The sequence below is a fragment of the Bacteroidales bacterium MB20-C3-3 genome (assembly GCA_035609245.1).
Lineage (GTDB): Bacteria > Bacteroidota > Bacteroidia > Bacteroidales > UBA932 > Bact-08.
This window is the reverse complement of record CP141202.1, coordinates 898800-922892: the sequence shown is the minus strand read 5'-3', so window position 1 is coordinate 922892 and position 24093 is coordinate 898800. Positions and strand designations below refer to the sequence as shown.

Genomic DNA, 24093 nt, shown 5'->3' with positions numbered 1-24093 from the left:
AATTAAAATTCAGAAATCAGATGTGTGAAACTAGATTTTTCAGGTATGGAAAAACAACAGGGGCAATTTTTGAAAGGTACCCGTATAAAACTGAATTTTGAAGCGTCTCCCTTGGTAAAAATTTAAAAAGTTCATCAAGTGATTCTATAAGATATATTAGAATACTGAAAATAAAAGCGTACTTTATCAGAGCAAAGATAATACCGGCAAGTTTGTCCAACCATCCGAGCAGAACCAGTTTGACAAGACCCTCAATTGCCCTCCCTGCAAGGTTTACTAAAATTAGTACACCAATGAAGATTATTGCAAATGATATTATATTTAATATATTCTGCTCAACATTAATCCAGTTTGCCAGTTTGGTGCTTACAAAATCTGAGAAGTGATACCCGGCCCAAACGCCCAGGATTAGTGCTGCCACAGCAGCAGCCTGGCGCACAAATCCCTTCATGAAACCCGCGAAGATCGCGGGAATAAGGCAAATCAGAATAATAAGATCTGCGGTATTAAGTGACATAGCTATCAATTTTTTTCAAAAGTAGTGAATAATCGTATCTTTGCAAATTCAAAAAGTTTATTAAAAATGAAGTTCACCGAGTACAAAAATCTTGATCTTGTAGAGATAAATAATACCATACTGGATAGGTGGAAAAGAGAGCAGTGTTTTGAGAGGAGTATAAGTGAGAGGGAGGGTTCACCACTCTTTGTGTTCCACGAGGGGCCACCTTCAGCAAACGGGATGCCCGGTATTCACCATGTAATGGCCAGGGCAATAAAGGATGTTTTCTGCAGATTCAAAACCCAGAGTGGTTTTCAGGTTCAGCGAAAGGCGGGATGGGATACTCACGGACTCCCTGTTGAGCTGGGTGTTGAGAAGAGTCTGGGTATAACAAAAGAGGATATAGGAAAGAGTATAACTGTTGAGGAGTACAATGCGGCCTGCCGCAGGGAGGTGATGAAGTATACAAAAGAGTGGGAGACGCTTACAGATCAGATGGGGTACTGGGTAGACATGAATAACCCATATATCACTTATGACAACAGATATATTGAGACACTGTGGCATCTTCTTAAAAAAATTTACAACAAAGGGCTTCTTTACAAAGGTTACTCAATACAGCCATTCTCACCAGCTGCCGGAACAGGTTTGAGTACTCATGAACTAAATCAGCCAGGCTGTTACAGGGATGTTAAAGATACAACCTGTGTTGCCCAGTTTAAAGTTATCAGAAACCAGGCATCAGAGAGTCTCTTTAAAAGTGTGGCAAAGGATAGAGGAGAAGAGCTTCCGCTCTTCATGCTGGCCTGGACAACAACACCATGGACACTTCCTTCAAATACAGCTCTGTGCGTAGGGCCAAACATTAAATATGTTACAGTAGTTTCTGAGAATCCGTATACTCATGGCAAGGCTGTGTATATTCTTGCAGAAGAGCTTGTTGATGCTCATTTTAATGCCAAGAGTGTCCCATTTGAGAAGTTTGGTGAAGTTATTTACGGTTCAAAACTCTGTGGAATAGAGTACGAACAATTAATTCCATGGATTAAACCGGCCTCAGGAGCAATGAGTGTTATTTCAGGAGACTTTGTTACAACAAGTGATGGTACCGGAATTGTTCACATTGCACCAACTTTTGGTGCTGATGATGATAAGGTGGGCAAGGCAAACGGGGTTCCACCTCTTATTATTACAGATGCCGGCGGACAGAGACAGCCTCTTGTTGACAGAACAGGTAAATTCTATAAGATAGAGGATATGGATCCTCAATTTGTTAAGGAGAGTGTGAATGATTCTTACAGAGAGTTTGCAGGCAGATTTGTTAAGAATGCTTACGATCCAAATCTTTCTGAAAACGACACAACCCTTGATGTAGATATAGCTGTGATGCTGAAGCAGCAGGGTCTGGCTTTTAAAATTGAAAAACATACCCACTCATATCCACACTGCTGGCGGACAGACAAGCCTGTGCTATATTATCCGCTTGACTCCTGGTTTATCAGAACCACTGCAGTTCAGGATAGGATGATTGAACTTAACAAGACAATTAACTGGAAACCTGAGGCTACAGGAAGCGGAAGATTCGGCAAGTGGCTGGAGAATCTGCAGGACTGGAACCTCTCAAGAAGCCGCTACTGGGGAACTCCGCTGCCTGTATGGAGAGCAGAGGAGGGTGGTGAAGAGATTTGTATCGGCTCTGCAACAGAGCTATTCGAAGAGTTAGATAAATCAGTCAAGGCTGGTTTTATGAAGTCAAATCCATTGAGAGACAATGGTTTTGTTCCTGGTGATTACTCTAAGGAGAATTACGAAAAGATAGACCTTCACAGACCGTATGTTGATGATTATATTTTGGTATCCCAGAGTGGAAAACCAATGAAAAGGGAGAGTGATCTTATTGATGTTTGGTTTGACTCCGGAGCTATGCCATTTGCACAGGAGGGGCTTGAGAAACTGGAAAACGAGGCTTTTGGCAGGAGTGCCGATTTTATTGCAGAGGGGGTTGACCAGACAAGGGGGTGGTTCTTCACTCTTCACGCAATCTCAACAATGGTTAGCGACAAGGTTGCATTTAAAACCGTTTTGTCAAACGGTCTTGTATTGGATAAGGATGGCAACAAAATGAGCAAAAGGCTAGGCAATGCTGTTGATCCATTTAAGACTCTTGGTGAGTATGGTGCCGATGCGCTTCGCTGGTATATGCTTACCAATGCTCAGCCTTGGGACAACCTGAAGTTTGATGCAAGTGGTGTTGATGAGGTTAAACGAAAGTTCTTTGGAACACTATACAATACTTACTCATTCTTTGCACTGTATGCAAATGTAGATGGATTTGACAACTCTAAGCCTCAGGTTGAACTTTCACAGAGACCTGAAACAGACAGGTGGATAATCTCTCTGCTCAACACTCTGATTAAGGATGTGACAGCTGCTTACGAAGATTACGATGTTACGGCAGCGGGCAGAATGATTCAGGAATTTGTCAATGACAATCTCAGCAACTGGTATGTCCGCCTGAACAGAAAACGCTTCTGGGGGGGGACAATGGACAGGGATAAACTATCGGCATACCAGACACTATATGACGCTCTTGAAACAGTAGCTCTGCTATCGGCACCAATTGCTCCGTTTTTTATGGAGAGGCTTTTCCTTGATCTTAATGTTGTGTCCGGAAGGCATAAAGAGAGTTCTGTACATCTGGTGATGATGCCTGAGGCCAATGAAAGTGCACTGGATAAGGCTCTTGAGGAGCGGATGGAGCTTGCCCAAAGGGCCTCATCTATGATTCTGGCTCTAAGGCGTAAAGTGAATATCAAAGTAAGGCAACCATTAGCTAAGATTCTTGTTCCTGTACTTGACAACAGACTTCAGGAGCAGTTTGAGCTGATTAAGGGAATTGTGCTGGGAGAGGTGAATGTTAAGGAGGTTGAGTATATCCATGATACAAAAGGTCTTATTACTAAGAAGATAAAACCTAACTTTAAAACTCTTGGGAAGAGATACGGCAAACAGATGAAGGAGATATCTGCACTGTTTGGAACCTTTGATCAGGAGATGATTTATGCTATAGAGGCATCTGAAAGTTACACCCTTAATTTACCAACCGGAGATGTAATTCTTGATAGGGAGGATTATGAAATTCTTTCAGAAGATATGCCGGGATGGCTTGTAGCTGTTGAGGGAAAACTCACCATCGCTATGGATATTACTGTGAGCGAGGATTTGAAAAGAGAGGGTACTGCAAGGGAGTTGGTGAACAGAATTCAAAATCTCAGAAAGGAGAGCAAATTTGATGTTACCGATAAAATAGTGGTTGAGATTGAGGAGATTCCTGAAATTGCAGAGTCTTTAGCACAGTTTAGCGAATATGTATGTAATCAGACTCTTGCAAAAGAGATTAAACTGGTTAAAAATGTGGTTAGTGGCACAGAGATTGAATGGGATGAGGGGCATATTACAATCAAAGTTACAAGGATTTAATCCAACAAATATGGAGAGGATTGAGAAATTTATGAAAGAGGCAATTGATCTGGCAGGAAGAAATGCCGGTTCTGTTACAGGAGGCCCGTTTGGAGCTCTTATTGTCAGAGGGGAGGAGATTATATCTGCGCAAACAAACAGTGTAACTCCTGATAAGGACCCCACAGCTCACGCTGAGGTGAACGCAATAAGAGAAGCCTGCAAAAAACTTGATACTTTTGACCTCTCAGGATGCACGCTTTATACATCTTGCGAACCCTGCCCAATGTGCCTTTCGGCAGCCTACTGGGCAAAGGTGGATAAGATCTATTTTGCAGCCGGCAGAGATGATGCTGCCGATGCAGGATTTAACGACTCTTTTATATATGATGAATTTTCCAAAAAGATGGAAGAGAGGAGTATTCCCATCGAGCAGATACTTCCGGAAGAGGGTAAAAAACCCTTTGATCTATGGAAGATCAATGATGAGAAGATACCCTATTAAGTCTGTATGGGATATCGATAATATTATTATCTTTACACATTTAAATAACTATTATACGCTATGACAAAGAAAAGCAAACCTGCAGAAGAGGTAAGAGAGAAAGTTCGCTACAGCGATGAGGAGCTGCAGATGTTCAAGGAGCTTATCCAGCAGAAGCTTCGGCTTGCACAGGCAGAGTATGAGCAGTTGAAAGCTGCTGTTACTCACAGCTCCAGCAACGATACTGAGGACACCTCACCTACATTTAAAGTTCTGGAAGAGGGCGCTTCCGCTCTGTCAAAAGAGGAGGCAGGCCAGCTTGCACAAAGACAATATAAATTCATAAGGTCTCTTGAGGCCGCTCTTGTAAGAATTGAGAACAAATCCTACGGTATTTGCCGTGAGACAGGAAAGCTCATCCCTAAGGAGAGACTTCTCATTGTACCTCATGCAACACTAAGCGTTGAGGCAAAGAACAAACGAGACTAACCAATGCGTTTAACCCCCGGAAAACAGGTAACACTAATAGTTTTCGTACTCCTCCTAATTGATCAGGCGGTCAAAATATGGATTAAGACCCATATGACTATTGGAGAGAGTATTCCGGTTTTTGGCGACTGGTTTCAAGTCTATTTTATTGAAAACAATGGAATGGCTTTTGGTATGCAATTTGGCGGAGCTATCGGAAAGTTCTTTCTGACAGCACTCCGTCTGGTGCTTATCGGAGTAATAATTTACTATGTTAAGAAACTTATTGAGAGTGGTTCCTCCCGCGCCTTTCTTACAGGTGTGGCCCTTATTCTCGTTGGCGCAATTGGTAATGTTATTGATTCCATGTTATATGGCATTGTGTTTTCGGAATCAAACTTTACTCAGGTAGCCTCACTCTTCCCTGAAGGGGGTGGTTATGCTCCTTTTATGTTTGGAAAGGTTGTTGATATGCTCTATTTCCCAATAATTGATACGACACTTCCTCAATGGTTTCCTTTTAAAGGGGGTGAGCAATTTATTTTTTTCAGACCAATATTCAATATTGCTGATTCTTGCATAACAATAGGGGTGTTCTATCTGCTGCTTTTTAAAAGGAAAGAGCTTATACACGCATTAAAATAGATTTAGAAATAATATTTGAAAGAGAAGAGGGCTATTCAGATTAATGAATAGCCCTCTTTTTTAGTATAAAAAGTGTTGCAAAATTATCTCTCTATAATTATTATCTCTCTATCTTCTCCATAAGTTTTTTGCGAGAGAAGTGAATCCTGCTCTTTACAGTACCAAGGTGAAGTCCAAGCTCCTCTGCAATCTCCTGATATTTAAATCCGTTATCATGCATTTGAAATGGAATTCTGAATTCAGGCTCAAGATCGTTAACTATTGAAGTAAGTTCACGGAATCCAAACTCCTGTTCAGGACCCATATCACCCGGTCTGTTATTTATAACATATTCATGAACATCTTCACTGAAAAGACTCTGGCGTTTGCTCCTGCGACGGTAATCATTAATGAAAGTATTCTTCATTATTGTATACACCCAAGCCTTTATATTGGTATGCTCGTTAAATTTATCCTGATTGTTCAATGCTTTGAAAAAAGTCTCCTGAACAAGATCCTTTGCGTCATCCCTGTTGGTGGTAAGACTATATGCGTATCTGGAGAGGTTATCCTCAAGTTCCAGTATCTCTTTCTCGAATGTCTTCGACTTCATAACTTTGAGTGGTGTTAAATATTATTAGTCGTGGTTGCTGTGGTTTGCTGGGTCAAAATTACAATTAAATAAATTAAATAGCAATCTATCAAAATATAGACATTGTCTATTGCTTCCCACTAGCATCAATTTGCATTAGAATTTAAATATACTCGCAAAAACCCTGCCTAAATGGGTGCTTGATGGTAGGCTGGTGTGCCACCACCAACCCGCCATTACCTCAGAGGAAAAGTGTCAAACACCATATAATGAGCAAGTTAGTCTAAAGTGGATAAATCTCTATATGCTTGATAAAAAGATGTTTGACACTTTTCCTCTGAGGCAGCCTCTCTTTTTTTTGCACGCACGAAAAAAATACATATCTTTGCAACCCTAAACAAACGGAGAGGTGGCAGAGTGGTCGATTGCGGCGGTCTTGAAAACCGTTGAACTGCGAGGTTCCGGGGGTTCGAATCCCTCCCTCTCCGCTAAAAACAGAAAAACCCGGCAGCGAAAGCAGCCGGGTTTTTTCATTAAGAGGCTGCCTAAGCTAGCTTAGAAGCACCCTCTTAATGAAAAAAGCAGTTTGCCAGACGGCAAACTGTTTTTCTGTTTTTACAGCACCCCCAAAAGGGATCACGCCGCGGTAGCGGCGTAATCCCACCGCGCAAGCTTGGTTTGACACGGATATTCGTTTATCTAACAGATAGTTAAGTGTTTGAAGATTGGTTTTTTAAAAAGTTTTTCTATAAGCAATTTGCAATTGCTTATTATTTAAGCACATATACGAAAATCCCTGTCAAACCAATTTCAATGCCGGGCGAGAGGCCTGGCGGTTACCCGCCCGGCTAGAGTTAGCCATTCGGCAGATGATTTTTGCGAAACCCTGGCGCCCCCGGACAGACCCGTGCGGCTGTAACACATTTACTATGTACGCTTTTATACATATCCACGCAGATGATTCGCGGGATGAAGGTAGATTTTGTTGATTGTATTGTTTTCCTTATTTGCTATTTTAATCTAAACTTTTTTATACTTTTGCAAGTCAAAATCTTTGGATGTTTATTTCTATATCGGATTTGGTGTAAGTACTGTCAAACTGAGGATTCTCTCCTAAGTTGACAGAAATTTGAATTCTATTTATCAGGCAGCTTTCGTCTGATATCCTTTGCTTTATTGATTAACAGATCAATAGCATTACAATTACAATTATAAAATTAACTTACATCATGAGTAACGAAATAAAATCAATAACAGAATTCGACTTTGACCTTATTTGCGAATATTTTTCATTAGTTGAAAGACAGGGGCCGGGTAGTCCCGAGGCGACAATTAAGGCTTTGAGTTTTATAGATAACCTTAATGAAAATTCAAAAATTGCAGATCTTGGCTGCGGAACCGGAGGTCAGACAATGGTACTTGCGCAAAACGCACCCGGTACAATTACTGCGATAGATCTCTTTCCAAAATTTATTGAAATCTTCAATGATAATGCCAGGAGGCTATCCCTTCATAACAGAGTAAAGGGAATTACCGGCTCTATGGATGAGTTGCCTTTTGCGAAAGGGGAACTTGACCTTATCTGGTCCGAGGGAGCTATTTACAACATCGGCTTTAAAAAGGGGCTGAGCTATTGGAAGCAATTTCTTAAAACCGGGGGATATCTAGCGGTAACTGAAGCCTGCTGGTTCACTCCGGAGAGACCGGAGGAGATCAAAAGGTTTTGGGTAGAGGCCTATTCCGAGATAGATACTATTCCGGCAAAAATAGCTCAAATTCAGGAAGCTGGATATGTGCCTGTTGCCTCATTTATACTTCCGGAAACATGTTGGATCGACCACTACTTTCTGCCACAGAGAAGTTCTCAGGCAGAGTTCCTGAAAAGATACCCCAATAACAAGACAGCAGAGGAGCTCGTGGCAAACGAACGCAGAGAGGTGTACCTTTATGATAAATACAGCGAGTATTACGGCTATGTATTCTTTATTTGTTCTTCCAGGTAACGCTACCCCCTACAAGGGCTGCAATACCAGCGTCTGTACTTGCAACGGCAACAATATTTGAGCTTTTGTCAAATAAAATGCAGTCTGTCGCAGCACCAATATATGTGTCATCCGGCAGACTGCTTCCGCTGCAAATCATACATGTTTCAACATTTGAGTAGAGATCCTCAATCCGCTCAAATGTTGATATTATTGTACAACTGTGGTTCCATCCGGCAACACCTATTCCTCCAAATGCACAATATGCATATTTCGCTCCGGATGATGGAATAACCTTTAGCCATCCTCCAAATATTATACACCCCCCTTCCATTTTACCGCTGCCCAGATGGATCCACTTTGGACCGCCTAACGAATTTGATGCATAGAATGATTTTTTAATTTTAATAACCTCATCTCGCAACTCTTTTTTGCGATAAAAATTTTTACTGCTATTTTTCATTGTAAAAGATTGATAATTATCGCAATATAATATAAATCTGATGAAAATGCTGCGCCTGAATCTCAGACGCAGCTGTTTTTTTAAAGAGGTTTAACAGGGATACAATGTCAACAATATAAATGTGCTCAGGCGAAGGGTTGTAGTGATTATGGTAAAGCTCATATGTGCAACCATCTCCAGGCTGGTATCCGCTTTCTGATAACCAAGAACACATTGTATTCCATGCCTTTTCAAAATCTGTCTCTCTTAGTTCAAATCTACCCACTGCATATTTTCCTCTGGAAAGAACAAATTTTCCAATCTCACCCTCTGTGAAAACATCCTTTTAAAGATAAAGCTCTCTTCATTAATCCTGGAGTAAGCATCAGTAATCAGGGGTAACTATCTCAGAGGCAACACAGTCTTTTTTATATTATGAATTATAATTAGTGTAATTTATACTTACATTTGTAAGTAAATATTCAAAATTATGAAAGGTTATATGAGGTTAGTTGCAGTGGCCTCCCTTTTCATCTTGTTCTTTTGCCTGGGATGTAAAAAAGAGATTCCTCTGCCGGATTCAATCGCTTTAAGGGGCGGCACCCCGGATTCACTTGCAATAAGTGCAGCCGGAGGAGAGTTTTCTGTTAATTTCAATTCATCATCTACCTGGGGGGTGTCACTCTCAGCTTCATGGATTCAGAACTTGTCTAACAGTAGGGGAGATGCCGGAGATGCAGAAATTATCCTAAAGGTTAACACAAATACGGAGCATTATGATCGTAAAGGGTATGTTACTCTCAATTGCGGAAAGGCCTCTGTAAGGATCGTGGTCTATCAGAATGAAGCTGGTGCAATAATCCTTACACAGCGAAATTATACGCTAGATGCAAAAGAGGCAAAAATTATAGTTGAGTTTAAAACAAATGTTGAATATGAAGTAATTATGCCCTCTGTTGACTGGGTCCGCGACAACTCAACCAAGGCATTAACAACATACACAAAAGAGTTGATAATTTCCGGTAGCAATCAGGAGGAGAGCCGAAAAACATCAATAATAGTTAAAGCAAAAAGTTCAAATCTTGCCGATACAATAAAAATACTTCAGACAGGCCTGGCGATTGAGAGGGAGAGAGCTGCCCTTGTTAATATTTACAATAAACTGAGCGGGGAGAGATGGACCTCTAAGCAAAACTGGCTTACAAACAGGCCTGTAGGTGACTGGGAGGGAGTCACTGCAGATAATGAGGGAAGAGTAATAGGGCTTGATCTTAGAACAAATTGGCTTATAGGAGAGTTCCCTAAGGAGATATGTACCTTTGCAAAACTCAGAGAGCTCAGGATGGGTGGAAGCGGCACAATGTTTGGTGAATTACCCAAAGAGATAGGCAATCTTAAATCAATTACTCTTTTAGACCTTTCCGGAAACAGACTTTCAGGACCTATTCCGTCTGAAATATGCACGCTGTCAAATCTGAAGAATCTTGATTTAACATCAAATTCATTTAGCGGAGAGATTCCTTTAAGTATTGGAAACCTTTCAAATCTGGAGTATCTACACCTTGAGGACAACACACTCTCCGGCTCAATTCCTCAAAGTATATCCAGCTTGACAAAAATCTACTCAATAATATTAAATAAAAACCAGTTAACCGGCTCAATTCCTGCCGCAATTTTCAACCTTCCAAAGCTTGAGAATCTAGGTCTAGAAAACAATCAGCTTTCAGGCTCAATACCTGCTACAATAGGCAATGCCACAAAAATAGCCAGACTCTCTTTTAATAACAATAATCTAACAGGAGTAATCCCGGAGGAGTTCACCCAAATAGCTGATAAATTAGACTGGAATTCATACCACTATGTAAATACAGGAATTTGTGGCAACAGATTATCGGGTTCTATTCCCCAATCTTTGGTTAATCACCCAAAGTGGGCAAAGATATGGAGGAGGGTAGTTCCACAGCAGGATGGTTATGGCCTTAACCTGAATTCTGTTCCACTAGCCGGATACAGTTTTACATTCAGGGATGTAAACCATAGAAATCAAATTCTTACAGATATTTATAAACAAAATAAATATACTGTTCTCCTCCAGTGGGACAAAGAGAACTATCTGATGTACCAGCTAGCTAAAGCGCTTGAAGAGTATAAAGATTCTGGTTTGCAGGTGATTGCCTTTGATAATGGGTCGCTGATAGAGAGTACAACCAAAAACATTGTGAGCAGTTCAGCTCTAAAGAGTTTTATTAATTTTCTGAGTTTTGACCATAGCAGCTTTAATCCGGGAGATCCCAGTGAGGAGGTATTCAACGCAATCAAAAACAGCGGATGTAAGAGCGTACAGGCCGAAGTTCTGGATAAAGACGGGAATATCATCTTCTCTTACCTTAAAGGGATGGGTGGCGACAGCAGGTTTGGCAGGGACACACAGAGTGAGCTTATTCCTTTTCTTGCTGGTTTGCTGGGAAGCATCTCCACACCATTTTATGAGTCAACCGATTTCTCCGAGGATGGTAAGGTTATAACAATCCAGCAGGCTACAGTCGGAAGAGGGATAGATTTGGTGGTAATGGGAGATGGCTTTACCGACAAGGATATGGCAGTAAACGGAAAGTATGAGAGCTGGACCAAGGAGGCTATTGAACATTTCTTCTCAGTTGAGCCGACAAAGAGTTTCCGTAACAGGTTCAATGTTTATATTGTTAAGGCTGTGTCAAAACATCAGGAACTTATTGCAGGGGCTCATACAGCTCTGGGTACAAAATTTGGGTCAGAGATAAGCGAGAACCAAAGAAAGATAAGTGGGGATGCCAATAAATGCTGGGTATATGCAGAGAAGATAGTAAGAGGAGGTACACATTTAGATGCCAATAAAGCAATAATAATTAACGTAATCAACTCCACAGTATGGGCCGGTACTGCAAATATGTTCCCTGGCCTTACAGGAACAATAGCACACTGTTCACACCCTGTAGAGAAGGGAGATGATTTTAAGCATATCGTAGTACACGAAGCTGTCGGTCACGGCCTTGGCAAGCTGGCGGATGAATATTATGCCCCTGGTTCTCCCTGGTATATGCCTGAATGGAAGCAGCAAGAACTTAAATCTCTTTACCAAAACTGGGGATGGTATTCAAATATTGACTTTACAAACGACCCGCAAAAAATCAGATGGAGCTGGTTCCTTTCAGACGAAAGGTACAAATCTTTTGTCGGAATATTTGAAGGAGCTTTTGTAGATTATACAAATGATGTATTCAGACCATCAGAGAACAGTATGATGAACTCATACTCAACAGTTTTCAATGCTCCGTCAAGACTTGCAATTTATAAGTTTATCATGGAGCGTTCAGGAGAGGAGTATAAATTTGAGAACTTTATAAAGCATGATGAGGTTTCTCTGTCACCACAAGTACCTCATCAATAAAGATAAAACCCTCACCTCCTGCACCTTCGTGCCACCCCTCATCCGGGATGGTTCCATAGTTCTTGGCAAAGATCTTAATATATCGTGCGGAAATAGGAGTACCAGGAGTACCAGTAGCGCCTGGAGTGCCCGTCTCTCCGGCTTTGGTTAAGTCAAGCACCAGATCCTGAATCTGCAGCTTCCAGTCCTGCTCACCAATACTATTCTCAACCCGCCCTAGAGGTTTAAAATTTACACCATCATCTGAGATAAAGAAATCAACATACCTTGGCATCCATATCCAGGAGCGGGCATCCTGAAGGAAGCCGGCGCCCACTTTTGATATCTTCTGCTCACGACCAAGGTCAATGACAGCAGTAAAATCTGTATTCTGATACCCTTGCCATCCGCCAAGCCTGAAGTTTTCTGTACCGCGAACCCCATCAATAAGCCCCTCGTCTCCCCCCGCATTGTATTGCCTGTTGTATTTTGAGAGGAGGGTTATTTTCCATTCGCTGTTTACCTTTCTTAATGAGCAGGTTACGGATGGGCTTCGCCTACCTGCACTATTCACGGAGTATGCCTCAAGCACTGCACTCTCTTTTAGGATAACAGGAATTGAGTACTCTGAAAATTTATCAGAAACCACCCTCCAGAACAGCCTCTCACCCTCTCCTCTGCCCACAAGTTTTACAACGCTTGAATCTTTAAAGATGTACTCAGATACTTCAAACCAGGGAACAAGGGGAATCTCTTCAATCTCAATTCCAGGGCCGGTTGCCGCCATCCTTGATACAGGCCTGTCATCTTTCTCAACTCCAAAAGTATAAGATGGAGTGGCAGAGGTTTCAAAAATCAGTTCGCCGCCATTTTCAATGTATTTGTGAGTTATATAGCTCTTAGTGTAGTTTTTGCCGTTCAACTTAAGTGCATTTACATATATGTTTTTGTCCGCGTTGTTGAGTTCCCCTTCAGTCTTTACAGTAAAAACTTTACCACTCTCCAGATTTATCTTTGCACTTTTAAACAGTGGTGACCCTACAGCGTAAATGGGATCTCCCGGAGTTACAGGATAAAATCCGAGTGCACTCATCACATACCAGGCACTCATCTGGCCACAGTCCTCGTTTCCGCTCAGGCCATCCGGTGCCGATGTGTATAGTTCCTCCATTATCCGCCTCACCATCTGCTGAGTTTTCCATGGTGCTCCGGCATAATTGTAAAGGTAGGCGATATGGTGGCTCGGTTCATTTCCGTGGGCATACTGCCCGATGAGTCCGGTTATATCCACCTGAGTCCTGCCAGTTGTCTGCTGAGGAGCTGAAAATAGTGCGTCCAATCTCTCAATATAGGCCCTCTCTCCGCCCAGCCTCTCAATATGACCCTCAATATCCTGGGGCACATAGAAACTGTACTGCCAGGAGTTCGCCTCGGTAAAATGGACGTTCACCTCTGAGGGGTCAAAAGGTGTAAGCCAGCCACCATTTACCCTCGGCCTCATAAACCCGGTCTGCGGATCAAAAATGTTTTTCCAGGATTGCGCCCTCTTTGTGTACTCGGCATAGATTCCCTGTTCGCCAAGCTCCTTAGCCATCCGGGCAATACACCAGTCGTCGTATGCATATTCAAGTGTCTTTGAGACCGATTCATGCTCCAGGTCAGCCGGCACAAATCCCTGTTTCATGTACTCCCTGATTCCGTATTCATCTTTTCTGGAGCTCTCAACCATAGCATTCAGAGCCTCCCTTTTATCAAAACCGCCAATACCCTTAATAGCAGCATCAGTAATAACCGAGACAGAATGGTATCCTATCATACAGTTGGTCTCATTACCTGCCAGCTCCCAGATGGGTAATTTGCCCCCCTGTCTGAACATCGCCAGCATAGACTGAATGAAATGAGAAGTCCGCTCTCTTTCAATTATTGTCATAAGAGGATGAAGTGTCCTGTATGTGTCCCACAGAGAGAATACAGTATAGTGCTCATACCCCTCGGCCTTGTGAATCTTCCTGTCCATCCCCCTGTATTCACCGTTAACATCTGAGAGCAGATTGGGTGCAATCGCAGTATGGTAAAGTGCAGTATAGAAAGTTTTGATATGCTCCTCGTTTTCGCTCTCCACCTCAATTTTTCCCAAAAAATCGTTCCACGCCCTCTGGGTTCCCCTTCTCAGCCCCTCAAAATCCCATCCTTTGCACTCCGCCTCCAGGTTTAATTTTGCATTATTTGTTGAGACCGATGAGATACCTACTTTCACCATCAGGGGATTGACACCATTTGAGGTCCCCGGGTTTGAACCCTCAGCAAATTGCACCAGCACTTTACGCTTCATCTCACGCATCTTCACCTTTGAAAATGGTTCAGAAAACTCCATATAGAAATAGACCACCTGGTCTGCCGCCCACGAGCGGGAACGCCTGTAACCCTTAAGTGCATTTGTGCCGGATATCTCCACATTCCACTCAATAAGAGGATCTCTGTGGGCAAGATCCAACACCACCTCTCTGCTGCTCCCCGGTTTGTATGAGTATTTATGAAAGCCTACTCTCCTTCCTGCTGTCAACTCCGCCTTTACCCCCCATTTATCCAGAAATACCTCATAATAGCCGGGAGATGCCTTTTCGCTGCTCTTTTGAAATGGAGATTTATACTCCTCGTTAATAATCTCCTCTCCGTTGTAACCGCTGACAGGCATTAGTAAAATATCGCAATAATCTGCCACCCCTGTTCCGCTTAGGTGGGTATGGCTAAAGCCATAAATTGCATTGTCTGAATAGTGATAGCCCGAACATCCGTCCCATCCGGTGAGCCTGGTATCTGGACTCAGCTGAACCATACCAAAAGGGTAGGTGGCTCCGGGGAATGTGTGGCCGTGAAAATCAGTCCCTACAAAGGGATTAACAAATTTTGCAAAATCTTTATCAGACTTTGACTCGTTAAATGATTTTCCGGACAGAGGAATAAGCATTAGCAGTAAAGCAAATGCAGTTACCATTGAGAGAAATTTTTTCATAGGTGTAGAGTATTTATCGCCACGAGGCCGTCGCTACACAAATATACCCATTTAGGGTATTCTAGCTACCCCCTGCAAGAGAAAAAATTTCTCTCCATATCCGGGACTCTCCCTTTATTTTTTCCACACAACCATCTGCAGGTGTACGCTCCATTCCCGGATTAGACTCCAGAAACATAACAACCATAAATATTATCCTTTCAGAGCTGTGCTTAATAGCCGGATTCAGTTTGTACAGTGGAGTGCCATGCTCCCTCATATTATCAGGTATAAGGTCTGAATACTTGCCTGTAATCTCTTGTGCCCCGAGCGACCAGATTGCCTGTGATGCTCTATCTTCAGAAGACAATAGAGCCAGCTCCTCTTCCAGGGATTCTACAACCTCTTTATAATGCAAATATGTGGGGTCTGCCATAGTTTCAGATTTCAGATCCCTTGAAACATTTTTCTCTGCCTCTTTAATTACCAGTTCAAGACCTTTAACCGCCTCCATTATACTTGCAGCTGTCTCAGGATCACTCTTCTTCATAGATTCAGCCATCTTTTTCATCTCTTCATACTGCTGTTTAGTCTCCTTAAGACCCTCTTTCATATTCTCCTGATCCCTGACTCCGTTGTTGTCTGAAGACTCAAACATCTTGAGCTTCTCCCTCTCCTCCTTTATAATTGTATTAAGATACTCCTCCTTTGTACATGGAATAAAAGGATTGCTGATGCCCGGGGCTACAAGTACATATTTGTAAATACCACAATCATAAACAGGGAACCCGTTAAACTCACCTGCATTCACCGGAAGTTCAAAAAAATTACTGCGTAATATATTTCCGGAGGCTGTTTTAGTGTCATTTATATAAACATTTATTGAGGAAGAGCCCTTGTGATAATATTCTCCGGCTGGGTCATCATCGCTTCTTGCAAGATTGCTGAAGGTTAGATCCACATTAGTAAACTCTGACAGAGTGCCATATGAAACTATATCAACACCTTTAGCACTCTTTACAGTTTCAGAGGAGAGCAAAACAGAGGAGATTTTTTCAAGCATGCTCTTCAGATAAACAGGAGACTTATCCGGATAAATTTCACGGAACGAATAACCGATATCTGTTTTGGATGTAACACTCCCCTTTCTTTCAGTGGCAAATTTATACCCATTCTGACCAAATGCTGTTGAAGAGAGAATCAGTATTAAAGAGATAACGAGTGTTTTAACAATGTTTAATAATCTTTTCATTGTATAAACTATTCTTCAAACTTTCCGCACCTGTACATATATACACTGCTTAATACATCTGCATAATCTTCAACTGCAGCTACGGCATACAGGTTTTCATCCTTTATCACAGCGGCTGTGAGCCCCTGAAGAGTTGATATCTCATTATCCACTTCACATAGCTTTCTGTAAAGAGGGATAGCATACTTAAGTCCGGTCAGATACCTGGTAACATAATCCAGCATCAATGGAGACATTGTACTGCAGTAGTCGCTTTCACACTGGTATATCTGTTTTTTGAATTTCAGATCAACTGCAGGATCCTGCATCAGTGCCCTTGGTGGCCAGGGCGCATCAGCCCACGCTTTCTCTATTGTTTTAATCTTTGCGTTTTTTTTACGGGTTTCAACGGTGTCCCTTGCAATCATCTCCTGGTTTAGTACACTCAGTCTGTTATATATTGCATCAATCTCACCTTTGATCTTAGTCCTCTCCTGGTTAAGAGAGTATAACCTCTTAGCCTTGTCACTATTTTCTCCGGCTACAGGTTTTCCGGCTTTTGCCGTAGCAACCTGTTTTGCAGCATACTCCTGAGCCCAGCGCTCCTGCTCGGCCTCAGACATATTCGCCAGTTTCATTAATTCCGCCTGTGAAATACCGGTCATTGAAGATGTAGAAGCATATGCCTCCTTTTTTGCCTGTTTTTCACTAACACCTGATGAGAGACTAACTCTCTCTGAATACTCACCAATTTTTCCCTTAACAAGAATAATCTGATCACTGAAAGCTGCAACTTCAGATTCATCATTTGTGCAGAGTGATGATGGTATTCCGGGAAGTAGTCCCAGAAATGCCTCCGGAGTACTTTGTGCTGTTGTCTGAAAAGAAAACAGAATCAAGAGAAGAAGAGCCGCAACGGCCCCTCTCAAACAATAATTATTTTTCATAACTCTATAGTTTAATGAATTCTACCCTTCTGTTTTTAGCCTTGTTTTCAGGTTTGTCGTTGGATGCAACAGGCTGCTGCTCTCCCATTCCATCAGTCTGTAACCTCTCAGGAGCTATTCCAAACTCTTTCTCAAGGTATCTCTTTACTGCTGCGGCTCTTCTTTTTGAAAGATCAAGATTCAGGGCATCATTGCCATCGCTGTCTGTATGACCAACTATCTTTATTTTAACATCTGGGTTTTCATTAAGAACTGCAGCAATCTCCTTAACAGATCCATAAGATTCAGACTTCACCACATCTTTTCCGGAATCAAAATATATTCCGTAGGATACAATCTTACCCTCTGTAAGCAGCTTGCTCCTCATATCTGGTGCTGCTGTAGTGATTTTTATATTGGAAATGTACGGATGGCTGTTTCTGTCCCATCCGGAGAAGCGGATTCTGTTGAATTTAACTCCCGGATATATGTTTGTAGGAGCGTCAAGGACCTTTGCACCTGCATGATAAATTCTAACCCTTCTGTTCTGAACCCATATAATAATATGGTTGCTCTCCTCAAGAACAACAGGGTTTTTACTGGCTTCGGCTGTTAGCCAGTCATCTGTATCTCTGTAACCAAGAGTTGACCATTTATCACTTCCCGGAAATATATGAATGCCGGCAAAGCCAGGGTATAAATCATCATCTGCCCTTTCAGTATTGTCTGACTGGTCCTCGTATATCGTGAATTTTATTCCGTCCAGTGAATACTCCTTGTCCGGAATCATATCAAATTCAATTATAAAATTACCAGGAAAATCAATTTTCCTCATATAACAGTAAACAGCGTCTTCTCCGTTGAGATGCAGCCATTTACCCTCAGAAACGCTAACTGTCTTAACCTCTCCGCTTCCATTTGATGTCCAGAGAGCCGGAAAATCCCCAATAGCATCCTGCGAGAAATCCTCATAAAAAAGGATTTTGTCTCCCGGGATAAAGTCATACTGGGTGAAGGATTCAAGAGCCTTTTTCTGTTGAGGAGCAACGCTCCTGTTTTCGCTTCTCTTCTCTGCCGATCTCTCATCGGCCTGCTCCCCCTCCTCGCTGACACCCTCTTCCTCCTCCTCGTTTTTCACACCCTTTTTCTTTTTAACCCCCTTCTCCACAGTCTCAAAACCCTTCTCAACAACCTCCTCTGTCTTCTCCTCCACCTTCTGCTCAACTTTCTCTTTAGCCTTTTCTTTTACTTTGTTACCCAGTGAATTAACCCATCCTTGTGCGTTTGCATCACTAAGAGCAAACAGGATAATAACCAGAATAAATACTAATCTTTTCATGACAGCGCATTTTTTCTAAAGTTAGAATAGAAAAATGAGATGTCATTGTAAAAAAACGACAATTAATTTATTGCTAATGAAAAAAATATTAGAATAGAGAGGGGTTGGAGATATACCATCTATAGAGACTGGATATCCCTTTCAGAAGGGGAGTTGATGGAGAGTACCCAAAATCACGCTCAAGAGCAGATGTGTCCGCATATGTTTTGTATACATCTCCAGGCTGCATCTCAACATACTCCTTTTCTATACTCTTGCCCATACAAGATTCAATCGCGTTAATAAAATCAGGAAGAGAAACAGGGGTACTGTTGCCTATGTTATAAATTGAGTGAGGAGCCTTTGGTTCAGACTCAGCAACTGCAGAAATCCCGGTTACAATATCGTCTATATATGTGAAATCTCTGTACAGCTCGCCGTTATTAAATACCTTAATTATTTTCCCCTCTGCGGCAGCCTTCATAAATAGCATTGGAGCCATATCCGGCCTCCCCCAGGGGCCGTAAACGGTGAAGAATCTCAATCCTGTAGCAGGAATTCCGTAGAGAGAGGAGTAGGAGTGAGCCATTAACTCATTTGCCTTTTTTGTCGCAGCATAAAGGCTTACAGGAGAGTCGGTCCTGTCTGTTTCGCGAAAAGGGACTTCACTGTTCATTCCGTAAACGCTGCTTGAACTGGCATAAATCAGATGTTTTACGGGATACTTTCTGCATGCCTCAAGTACAGATAAAAAGCCTTCAATATTTGAATTTATATATGAGAATGGATTTTCTAAAGAGTATCTGACACCTGCCTGTGCTGCAAAATTGCATACCAAATCAAACTTCTCGGTACTGAACAACCTCTCCAGCCTCTCCCTTTCAGATATATCCATCTTTTCAAACCTCAGGTTAGGATAAATTTTGCTCTGAACTATTTCACCACACTCCAACATCTCTTTTGAAAAACCGCACTCAGCCCCTCTTGCATATTTAAGACGGATGTCATAATAGTGGTTAAGGTTATCTATACCAACAACATCGTGACCGGATGATATGAATTTCAGGGCTGTATGAAACCCGATGAATCCGGCCGAACCGGTTACAAGGATCTTCATTGATTTTAGTTTCTACAAAGTTACACAAAAGAAATATCCGGAGGCTCTCTTTTCGCATCCCTCCAAAAGCTGAGATAGTTCAGGAGACTCCTCAAGGGAGCTCTTTTTAACAATCAGTACAGCTCTTCTCTCACCTGAAATAACCTCTCTTATCTCTTCAATAGTTATGTCAGCAGGAACGCTTCCCAGATATACATCTGCATTTTCTGCACGGGGAATATCATATACATAATAATCCTCAGAGCCTTTTTCATTTGCAAGCTCTTTTGCGACAGAAGTTACTCCTGCCATACCGATATTTGGATTATAGGCAGGAACATAAAATGATATGATAAATACAGCAAACAGCATACCGGCCCCAATAGTTATAATGCTATTTTGCAGAGAACCCTCTTTTTCCCATAATTTGCCGGTAAGGAGCCTTAATGCAAAAAAACCGGTAACAGATAAAACAGTTGCCGCTGTCAATATCCAGACCGATTCAAAAACAGGGAAAAGTTCCATATATCCTGCAGCAATAGCACCTGGAAGAGCAAAGAGCAGAATCAGAGAGGGTATAAACATTGCAACTCTTGAAACGGCAGATTTTGAGAATCTGCCCATCCAGAGCACAGTTACCCCCACAAAGAACGGGAAAGCGGGAAGCAGATAGATTTGAATTTTTGAGCTTACAAGGGACATCATTATAAATGTCCCCAGAGATGCAATCAAAAAGAGTCTCTCTGTATCACTCTTGATAAGTTTTTTTGACAGGCCGGCTGTAATTATCCCAACAATCAGAAACACCCACGGTGCAAGAGAGTACCAGATGGCAACCATATAGTACCAGAATGGCTCTTTGTGGTGAAAAGAGTCAACTGCCCTGTTAATTGTCTGATTAAAAAGAAGGTTATTTATATACTCATTTCCTCCCTCTGCCCAGGCACTCCCAAACCAAACTGCACAAAGAGCAATTATAACTCCAAGAGTTCTTAATCCCCAGTACTTTCCAATCAATCGCCACTCTCTTTTTATCAGGAGGAAAACAATTGTAGTCATGAGCGGTACCATTATACCAACGGGCCCTTTTGAAAAGATAGCAAGAAACACATAAACAGGGAACGTCCATCTATCCCTTTTTTTCTCATTGCCGGAGTAAATTCTGTAGAATGTATACAGGGAGAGAGTTATGAACATACACATTAGCATGTCCATCCGCAGAACCACAGCAGATCCAAGGAAAAATACAGATGTAAGGAGCATAAGTTCACCCGCCAGCCTCTCTTTAGGGGTTGCAAACCCGATGCTCCATCTGCTCATTAACCAGATTACTACAAGAGCCGGAATGTAAGAGAAGAGAGCCAAGAAAAGCATACTGTGAGTACCAAAGATCAGTTTCCCTGCCATCACTACCCAGAGGTAGAGAGGTGGTTTGTCTGCATAATGAACGCCGTGATTTGTAAAAGTGAAGATATTGCCGTTTCTGATTGCCTCGTCTGCAATACTTAGATATCTTAACTCATTGTTTCTGGTGAAGTCCCTTGTAAGGAACATAGGAATAAGTGCCAGTATGTAAAAAAGATACCTGTATTTATAAATCCACCTGCCCGCCTGCTCCATAATATTTTTTATGTAATGCAATATTTCTTAAATATGTTATTATACCCGGAACTTGTCCCAGGAGAAGAATAGGGTCTCTCCTTATTATTCCGTAAGCAATTATTACCGCCGAGCCTGATACACTTATAATCCAGAAGCCAAGCGGGAGAAGCGACTCTCTTTTACGATATGAATAAATCAGCTGATATACAAATCTTAAGGTAAAAATAAGCTGACCGGCTGTTCCAAAAATCAGCAACCATATTGGAACACTTTCGTTCTGCAGGAATGTGGTGATAAAGGTAGCTGCATCACCTGAAGCAAGAATAATTGCGGCAGGGGGAGTACCGGCCAGGAGAACTCTGAGTTCAACAGGTATCTTTCTCCAGATCCCCTTGGAGTCAAGATTCCATATATATATGTAGTAAGAGACAACCTGACCAAGGATAATTGCAAAATCCTCCCTCATCCATCCGTATATAAAGAAGAGCCAAGAGGCAACCATACTCAGAATCCAGTAAATGGACGGGGAGAGGCTTTTTCTGGCTCTCTCTGACATAACCCACTGAAAGAGAGTCCTGGCCCCAAAAAAGAGCTGAGCCGTAAGACCTATCGCATATAGAAGCATTAGCCTAAGTTATTATCAGAGACAGAATAATTAATATATCTTTTTTTCATCCATCGGTATGCAAAGGTATCCAGGAAGGGGCCAACAAGCCTGTTGAAAAGGTGAAATTTTGAAACACCGGCAACTCTGGGATGATGTTCAACAGGAACCTGTTTTATTTTGCCATTTTGAAGCAGAAGAAGTGCAGGTAAAAACCTGTGCATCCCGTTGAACATAGGGATGCGTTTAGCATACGAGCTCCTTATAATCTTTAAAGGACACCCCGTATCTTCTATACCATCTCCTGTCATCATTCGTCTGAATCCATTTGCAATTTTAGAGGAGATTGCTTTAACAACTGTATCCTTTCTGTGCTGCCTGATTCCCATAACCATTTCGTAATCACTGATAAATGGTATTAGGAGTGAAAAGTCCTCAGGAGCAACCTGCAGGTCAGCGTCAATGTAACCTGTGAATTCAGATTCGGCATAATCAAAACCGGCTTTGAGAGCAGCACTTAAACCATAGTTTTTTTTAAATTTCAGAAAAAAATAATTCTCCTTTTTACTGCAAATATCCTTAATAAGATTAAGACTTCCATCTTTTGATCCGTCATCTATAAATAGAAAACAGACCGGGAAATTGTTAACAATGGATGTCAGAGAGTCAAGTCTTTTTACCAGTGACGGGATATTATCCTCTTCGTTAAGGACAGGAATGGTGACAGTCAGTTTGTAAGCACCGGTTTTGTTCATAAATATAATTGATAAAAGAGGGTGCAAATATAGGGAGATGCATCCAGAATTTTACTAAATTTGATAACTTTTGCTAATAAAAACAAATATCATGCTAGATTTCAATAATACACAAGTTGCCTTTGCATCAAAAAGCAATAATGATTTGCGCAACGCATACATCCTTTTTAAAGCCATGTCCAGTAATGCACTGGTAAAGAGCAGTAAGGGGCTTACAAAAATTGCAACAGGAATTGGCTTTCCTCTCTCCTGGGCTGTTAAACCCACCCTTTACAGACAGTTTGTTGGAGGAGAAACTCTTCAGGAGGCTTCTAAGACAGTTGTAAGACTTATGAGTGAAAATATCTACTCAGTGCTTGATTATTCCGCAGAGGGTGGCAAGGAGCTCTCAGATGTAGAGAGGACATACAATGAGGTAATGAGATCCATTGATAATGCCCGCGGGAACTCTTCTATAGCATTTACAGTCTTTAAGCCGACAGGCCTTATAGTTGGGAATGTTCTTGAGATAGCTTCAGTGGAGGGTGCTGAGCTGAATGATATAGAGAAGATGGAACTTGATAACTTCAAAACAAGATTTTTTGCATTATGCAGAAGAGCTGCCGAGAACGGAGTGAGAATACTTGTTGATGCAGAACACTACTACTGTCAGGATCTTTTTGACAAACTTACTGAGGAGGCTATGGAGAAGTTTAACAGAGAAAAGGTTATCGTTTTTCATACTCTCCAGATGTACAGACACGACAGATTGGATTACCTTAAGAGAATACATAACGATGCAAAGGCCGGAAGTTATAAACTTGGAATCAAGTTTGTCCGCGGAGCCTATATGGAGGAGGAGCGTGAGAGAGCTCTCCGGATGGGTTATATATCACCAATCTGTGCAACTAAGGAGGAGACAGATTTAAACTACGACAATGGTTTGAGATATGTTACAGATAATATTGAAGATATTGAGCTTTTCAGCGGGACTCATAATTATGCCAGCAATTACCTGCTTGCAGAGCTGATTACTAAAAAGGGACTCTCAAAAGATGATAAAAGAATCTGGTTCTCACAGCTTTATGGTATGAGTGACAATATTACATATGCACTTGCAAAATCTGGATACAATGTTTGCAAATACATCCCTTACGCTCCTGTAAAAGAGGTGCTCCCTTACCTGCTTAGAAGGGCTGAGGAGAATACCTCAATGGCCGGGCAGACAGGCAGGGAACTTGGACTGATAAAAGAGGAAATGAACAGAAGAGGCATCAGACTTGTTTAACATATAAATTTTTTAATATGGGAGAAAATATCACTCACAACAAAGAGTTAAACAGGTTTGAGTACATTACCCCTGAAGCAACAGCATATATTGAATATGAGATTTCAGAAAAAGTAATGGACCTTACACACACCATTGTACCCAAATTGCTTGAGGGGAGGGGGCTCGGCGGAGCACTTGTGAAACACGCCCTGGATTATGCCCGTTCAAATGGCTTCAGGATTATTCCTACATGTTGGTTTGTAGATAAATTCGTTAAAAAATTTAAAGATTACCAGGACCTTGTAATTGAGATTTCTGAAGATTCTCACAATGGTCCCGTTTGCGAAATTTAATCATTATATCA

Annotated in this window: 20 protein-coding genes and 1 tRNA gene; 9 read left to right on the top strand and 12 right to left on the bottom strand. The window is 41.7% G+C overall.

From position 1 onward, the window contains the following. Positions 1 to 16 precede the first annotated feature (16 nt). On the bottom strand, positions 17 to 517 hold the full coding sequence (locus U5907_04160) for a CvpA family protein (GenBank protein ID WRQ33842.1): 501 nt from the start codon (positions 515 to 517) through the stop codon (positions 17 to 19). 66 nt (positions 518 to 583) lie between these two features. Here U5907_04160 and ileS point away from each other — a divergent pair, with 66 nt between their 5' ends. From ileS to U5907_04140, 4 genes are read left to right on the top strand one after another with little or no spacing between them, the layout of a single operon-like run. Continuing rightward, on the top strand, positions 584 to 3979 hold the full coding sequence (gene ileS, locus U5907_04155) for an isoleucine--tRNA ligase (GenBank protein WRQ33841.1): 3396 nt from the start codon (positions 584 to 586) through the stop codon (positions 3977 to 3979). A gap of 10 nt (positions 3980 to 3989) precedes the next feature. Further along, positions 3990 to 4463 (top strand): nucleoside deaminase, encoded by a 474-nt coding sequence (locus U5907_04150; protein ID WRQ33840.1) that lies wholly within the window; start codon positions 3990 to 3992, stop codon positions 4461 to 4463. Between the two features lie 60 nt (positions 4464 to 4523). Further along, complete coding sequence (locus U5907_04145; protein ID WRQ33839.1) at positions 4524 to 4931, top strand: TraR/DksA C4-type zinc finger protein; 408 nt, start codon at positions 4524 to 4526, stop codon at positions 4929 to 4931. Positions 4932 to 4934: 3 nt separating this feature from the next. After that, a complete protein-coding gene (locus U5907_04140) occupies positions 4935 to 5555 on the top strand; it encodes a lipoprotein signal peptidase (protein WRQ33838.1) in 621 nt (206 codons plus the stop codon). Between the two features lie 100 nt (positions 5556 to 5655). Here U5907_04140 and U5907_04135 read toward each other — a convergent pair whose 3' ends face one another. Next, a complete protein-coding gene (locus tag U5907_04135) occupies positions 5656 to 6147 on the bottom strand; it encodes an RNA polymerase sigma factor (protein WRQ33837.1) in 492 nt (163 codons plus the stop codon). 382 nt (positions 6148 to 6529) lie between these two features. Between U5907_04135 and U5907_04130 the strand changes: the two genes are divergently transcribed. Continuing rightward, a tRNA-Ser gene (locus tag U5907_04130) sits at positions 6530 to 6614 on the top strand. A gap of 741 nt (positions 6615 to 7355) precedes the next feature. After that, a complete protein-coding gene (locus U5907_04125; GenBank protein ID WRQ33836.1) occupies positions 7356 to 8129 on the top strand; it encodes a class I SAM-dependent methyltransferase in 774 nt (257 codons plus the stop codon). Here U5907_04125 and U5907_04120 read toward each other — a convergent pair. Then, positions 8110 to 8571, bottom strand: coding sequence for a hypothetical protein (locus tag U5907_04120; protein WRQ33835.1), 462 nt, complete (start codon positions 8569 to 8571; stop codon positions 8110 to 8112). The two genes, U5907_04125 and U5907_04120, sit on opposite strands and share 20 nt — an antisense overlap. Before the next feature lie 16 nt (positions 8572 to 8587). Beyond that, positions 8588 to 8836: a GyrI-like domain-containing protein gene (locus U5907_04115; protein ID WRQ33834.1), complete on the bottom strand. Its 249-nt coding sequence runs from the start codon at positions 8834 to 8836 to the stop codon at positions 8588 to 8590. A 216-nt stretch (positions 8837 to 9052) separates the two neighbouring features. Between U5907_04115 and U5907_04110 the strand changes: the two genes are divergently transcribed. Next, positions 9053 to 11977, top strand: coding sequence for a M64 family metallopeptidase (locus U5907_04110; GenBank protein WRQ33833.1), 2925 nt, complete (start codon positions 9053 to 9055; stop codon positions 11975 to 11977). On the opposite strand, the gene U5907_04105 is transcribed toward U5907_04110, so the two are convergent. The 8 genes from U5907_04105 to U5907_04070 form a co-directional block, all read right to left on the bottom strand. Beyond that, the gene (locus tag U5907_04105; GenBank protein ID WRQ33832.1) at positions 11928 to 14969 is read right to left on the bottom strand and encodes a GH92 family glycosyl hydrolase; all 3042 of its coding nucleotides are present in this window, start codon (positions 14967 to 14969) and stop codon (positions 11928 to 11930) included. The two genes, U5907_04110 and U5907_04105, sit on opposite strands and share 50 nt — an antisense overlap. 61 nt (positions 14970 to 15030) lie before the next feature. Next, positions 15031 to 16200, bottom strand: coding sequence for a hypothetical protein (locus U5907_04100; protein ID WRQ33831.1), 1170 nt, complete (start codon positions 16198 to 16200; stop codon positions 15031 to 15033). An 8-nt stretch (positions 16201 to 16208) separates the two neighbouring features. After that, positions 16209 to 17126 (bottom strand): hypothetical protein, encoded by a 918-nt coding sequence (locus tag U5907_04095; protein ID WRQ33830.1) that lies wholly within the window; start codon positions 17124 to 17126, stop codon positions 16209 to 16211. A 4-nt stretch (positions 17127 to 17130) separates the two neighbouring features. Next, positions 17131 to 18444 (bottom strand): OmpA family protein, encoded by a 1314-nt coding sequence (locus tag U5907_04090; GenBank protein WRQ33829.1) that lies wholly within the window; start codon positions 18442 to 18444, stop codon positions 17131 to 17133. An 88-nt stretch (positions 18445 to 18532) separates the two neighbouring features. Further along, complete coding sequence (locus U5907_04085) at positions 18533 to 19540, bottom strand: NAD-dependent epimerase/dehydratase family protein (GenBank protein ID WRQ33828.1); 1008 nt, start codon at positions 19538 to 19540, stop codon at positions 18533 to 18535. Positions 19541 to 19552: 12 nt separating this feature from the next. Further along, entirely contained in the window at positions 19553 to 21139 is a 1587-nt protein-coding gene (locus tag U5907_04080) for a hypothetical protein (GenBank protein WRQ33827.1), read from the bottom strand. Then, positions 21111 to 21746 (bottom strand): lipid-A-disaccharide synthase N-terminal domain-containing protein, encoded by a 636-nt coding sequence (locus U5907_04075; protein WRQ33826.1) that lies wholly within the window; start codon positions 21744 to 21746, stop codon positions 21111 to 21113. Before U5907_04075 ends, U5907_04080 begins: the two co-directional genes overlap by 29 nt. Further along, on the bottom strand, positions 21746 to 22480 hold the full coding sequence (locus U5907_04070; GenBank protein ID WRQ33825.1) for a glycosyltransferase: 735 nt from the start codon (positions 22478 to 22480) through the stop codon (positions 21746 to 21748). The genes U5907_04075 and U5907_04070 overlap by 1 nt, the downstream gene beginning before the upstream one ends. Positions 22481 to 22571: 91 nt before the next feature. Here U5907_04070 and U5907_04065 point away from each other — a divergent pair, with 91 nt between their 5' ends. Both U5907_04065 and U5907_04060 read left to right on the top strand, forming a co-directional pair. Further along, a complete protein-coding gene (locus U5907_04065) occupies positions 22572 to 23747 on the top strand; it encodes a proline dehydrogenase family protein (protein WRQ33824.1) in 1176 nt (391 codons plus the stop codon). A gap of 17 nt (positions 23748 to 23764) precedes the next feature. Then, a complete protein-coding gene (locus U5907_04060) occupies positions 23765 to 24082 on the top strand; it encodes a GNAT family N-acetyltransferase (protein ID WRQ33823.1) in 318 nt (105 codons plus the stop codon). Positions 24083 to 24093: the final 11 nt, after the last annotated feature.